Genomic DNA, 3,368 nt, shown 5'->3' on the forward strand with positions numbered 1-3,368 from the left:
ATCCATCCCAGGCCGGTGACGATAGTCGCTCCCGCCGCGCATTGTCCGAGCACCTTAAAAAGCACCCGCGGCCATTCAGGCCATCCATTACCCATGGGCAATCTCCCTGGCGGTTGTCTGGCCGTCTGCGCCACCTCGACCCCGGAAGATCATGACGCCGCGTCCTGCACCCTGGCGATATCAACGAGGTTGGTATGCTGTGGATTGCCTTTTGCCAGCGGTGAAGGCCGCTGGGTGGTCAGGGTATTAATGCAGGCGCCACGATCGATGCGGTCGCCGTCCATACTGGCGTCATGCCATGCTCCCTGACCCATGGCCGCGACGCCGGGCATGATGCGCGGCGTGACTTTCGCCACAATACGCAGTTCGCCACGCGGGTTGAATACGCGCACCAGATCGCCGTTTTTAATGCCGCGCTTCCCGGCATCAAGCGGATTGATCCACACTTCCTGGCGACAGGCGGCCTGCAGCACATCGACGTTGCCGTAGCTGGAGTGGGTTCGGGCTTTGTAGTGAAAACCGAAAAGCTGCAGCGGGAACTGATCGCGAAGCGGGTCATCCCAGCCTTCGAAAGTGGAGGTGTAAATCGGCAACGGGCTGATGGTTTCGTCTTTTTGCAACTGCCAACGGGCCGCAATATCCGCCAGTTGGCTGGAGTAAATCTCAATTTTTCCGGAGGGGGTTTTTAACGGGTGCGCGAGCGGATCTTCACGAAAATCGCGATAGGCGACAAAATGGCCGTTCGGATCTTTCCGTTTGTAAATGCCCATTTCTTTCAGTGCTTCGTAGGAGGGCAGCGCGGGATCTCTGGCGAGCATTTTGGCGTACAGATACCGGAGCCACTGCTCCTGGGTACGCCCTTCGGTAAAGCGTTGATGAATATCGGCACCGAGGCGTTTGGCTACTTCGCTGAGGATCCAGTAGATCGGTTTGCGTTCGAATTTTGCCGTGGTCGCGGGCTGAATAAATATCAGGTAGCCCATGTTTCCGGCGTAGTCGTTAGGAATAATGTCTTCCTGTTCGACGGTCATCAGGTCCGGCAGCAGAATGTCGGCATACTTCGCCGAAGAGGTCATAAAGTTTTCAATCACCACGATCATCTCGCATTTTTTCTCGTCCTCGAGAATTTCGTGGGTTTTGTTGATTTCAGAATGCTGGTTGACGAGGGTATTCCCGGCATAGTTCCAGATAAATTTTATCGGGACATCCAGCTTATCTTTGCCCCTGACGCCATCACGCAGCGCGGTCATTTCCGGGCCACGCGCGATGGCGTCGGTCCAGCTAAAGCAGGAGATGGCGGTTTTGACCGGATTGACCAGCACCGGCAGGCGCTCAATGGTCAGGGTATAGGTCGATTCACGTGCGCCGCTGTTGCCGCCGTTAATGCCGACGTTGCCGGTCAGAATCGGCAGCATGGCTATCGCCCGGGAAGCCAGTTCTCCGTTAGCCTGACGCTGCGGTCCCCAGCCCTGGCAAATACAGGCGGGTCGGGTGGTCCCAATTTCCCGGGCCAGTTTAATGATTCGGTCGACGGGAATCCCGGTGATACGCGAGGCCCACTGTGGGGTTTTGACGGTACCATCCTCGCCGTGGCCGAGAATGTAGGCTTTGTAGTGACTATTTGGCGGCGCCTCGGCGGGAAGGGTTTTTTCGTCGTAGCCGACGCAGTATTTATCCAGGAACGGCAGATCGACCAGATTCTCGTTAATCAGTACCCAGGCGATACCGGCCACCAGCGCGGCATCGGTGCCAGGACGGATAGGGATCCACTCATCTTCTCGCCCGGCGGCAGTATCGGTGTAGCGCGGGTCAATGACAATCATGCGCGCGTTGGAGCGCTCGCGGGCCTGCTCCAGATACCAGGTTATGCCGCCGCCGCTCATACGGGTTTCCGCCGGATTATTGCCGAACATCACCACCAGTTTGCTGTTTTCGATATCCGAGGTGCTGTTGCCTTCATTGCTGCCGTAGGTGTAGGGCATGGCGCAGGCAATCTGGGCGGTACTGTAGGTACCGTACTGATTCAGCGACCCGCCGTAGCAGTTCATCAGGCGCGTGACCGGCGAGGCCGAAGGCGAGGAGCGGGTCATATTGCCGCCGACAATCCCTGACGAATAGTTAATGTAAACTGCCTCGTTGCCGTACTCTTTCACCACTCTTTGCAGATTGTTGGCGATGGTATCCAGCGCTTCTTCCCAACTGATGCGCTCGAACTTGCCTTCGCCGCGTTTGCCGACGCGTTTCATCGGGTAATTCAGTCGATCCGGGTGATTGATGCGCCGGCGAATGGAGCGACCGCGCAGACAGGCGCGTACCTGATGGTCTCCATAATTATCCATCCCGGTATTATCCGTCTCTACCCAGGTGACTTCATTATCGCGCACGTGCAGACGCAGTGCGCAGCGACTGCCGCAGTTTACCGAACAGGCACCCCAGACGATGCGTTCTTCACTCTGTGTCGCTTGCTGAACGGCCGCCGCTGTGGAACGCAGACTGAAAGGCAGCGAGAGTCCACCGGCGGCAAGCGCCAGTGAGCCTATCGCAGACGATTTGATTAACGTGCGTCGACTGACGCCGCCAGAATGTTCCTGACTGGACATGGCTCACCCCATCGTTATTGCTGCTAAATGATCGCCGGTAGCTTTTCCGGTGTATGGGTGAGCAATCATATCCAGAGTGGAGGAGAAGGATATTATCCCTGGTCAACTCAGGGATAATATCCTTCGAATGAAAATAAGAGGTTAACGGACGTCGCCGTCTGAGTCGGCGGAGCGGGTATAGGTAATTTTGAAGGTATCGTTAGCACAGTGACCAACAACCTGGGCACCGGACTGATCGGGTTGATCGTTGGGCACGATCGCTAAAGTAAAGCCAGAGACGGGCACGCCGTTGTTGACGATCTTTTGCTGAATATCGTTCTTCACGCGTTCGCAGGAATCGGGAGCGGCCAGCACCGAGGTTGAACCCAGCAGCAGTGCGACGCATAGCCAGAGAGAGCGTTTCATCATAGACTCCTAATTAATGTTATCCAGATTTAAGCATAGCAGAACTGGTGTAAACAATTGTATTTGCTAATATGATTGCAAGATGCACAAAAAGGATTCGGCGTGAAAAAACGGTTATTGCTGATATCGGCGGTGATGGTGCTCGGCGCCTGCGATGCGCAGAAGACGCCTGACGCGTTTACGCCGGAAATGGCGAGTTTTTCCAATGAGTTCGAGTTCGATCCGCTGCGTGGTCCGGTGAAAGATTTTAGCCAGACGCTGTTTGACGAACACGATGAGGTGGTAAAACGGGTGAGTGCGAGCCTGTCCAGGGAAGGCTGTTTCGATCTGCTGGACCTGGAAGATCGGGAAAATAATACCGGT

4 protein-coding genes are annotated in these 3,368 nt (G+C 55.8%); 1 reads left to right on the top strand and 3 read right to left on the bottom strand.

Annotated features, from left to right (window positions below; translation table 11 throughout):
* From ACZAHD_RS22565 to ACZAHD_RS22575, 3 genes are all read right to left on the bottom strand, one after another.
* On the bottom strand, window positions 1-95 hold a 95-nt coding region (locus tag ACZAHD_RS22565; protein WP_462458718.1), incomplete at its 3' end, for a DmsC/YnfH family molybdoenzyme membrane anchor subunit.
* A 54-nt stretch (window positions 96-149) separates the two neighbouring features.
* Complete coding sequence (gene ynfE, locus ACZAHD_RS22570) at window positions 150-2,600, bottom strand: selenate/tellurate reductase subunit YnfE (RefSeq protein ID WP_462458716.1); 2,451 nt, start codon at window positions 2,598-2,600, stop codon at window positions 150-152.
* A gap of 141 nt (window positions 2,601-2,741) precedes the next feature.
* Complete coding sequence (locus ACZAHD_RS22575; protein WP_462458719.1) at window positions 2,742-3,005, bottom strand: DUF1161 domain-containing protein; 264 nt, start codon at window positions 3,003-3,005, stop codon at window positions 2,742-2,744.
* Window positions 3,006-3,107: 102 nt separating this feature from the next.
* Between ACZAHD_RS22575 and ACZAHD_RS22580 the strand changes: the two genes are divergently transcribed.
* Window positions 3,108-3,368, top strand: a 261-nt coding sequence (locus tag ACZAHD_RS22580) for a YnfC family lipoprotein (RefSeq protein ID WP_462458717.1), incomplete at its 3' end; no start/stop codon positions are given.

The organism is Raoultella sp. (genome assembly GCF_039594335.1).
GTDB lineage: Bacteria > Pseudomonadota > Gammaproteobacteria > Enterobacterales > Enterobacteriaceae > Klebsiella.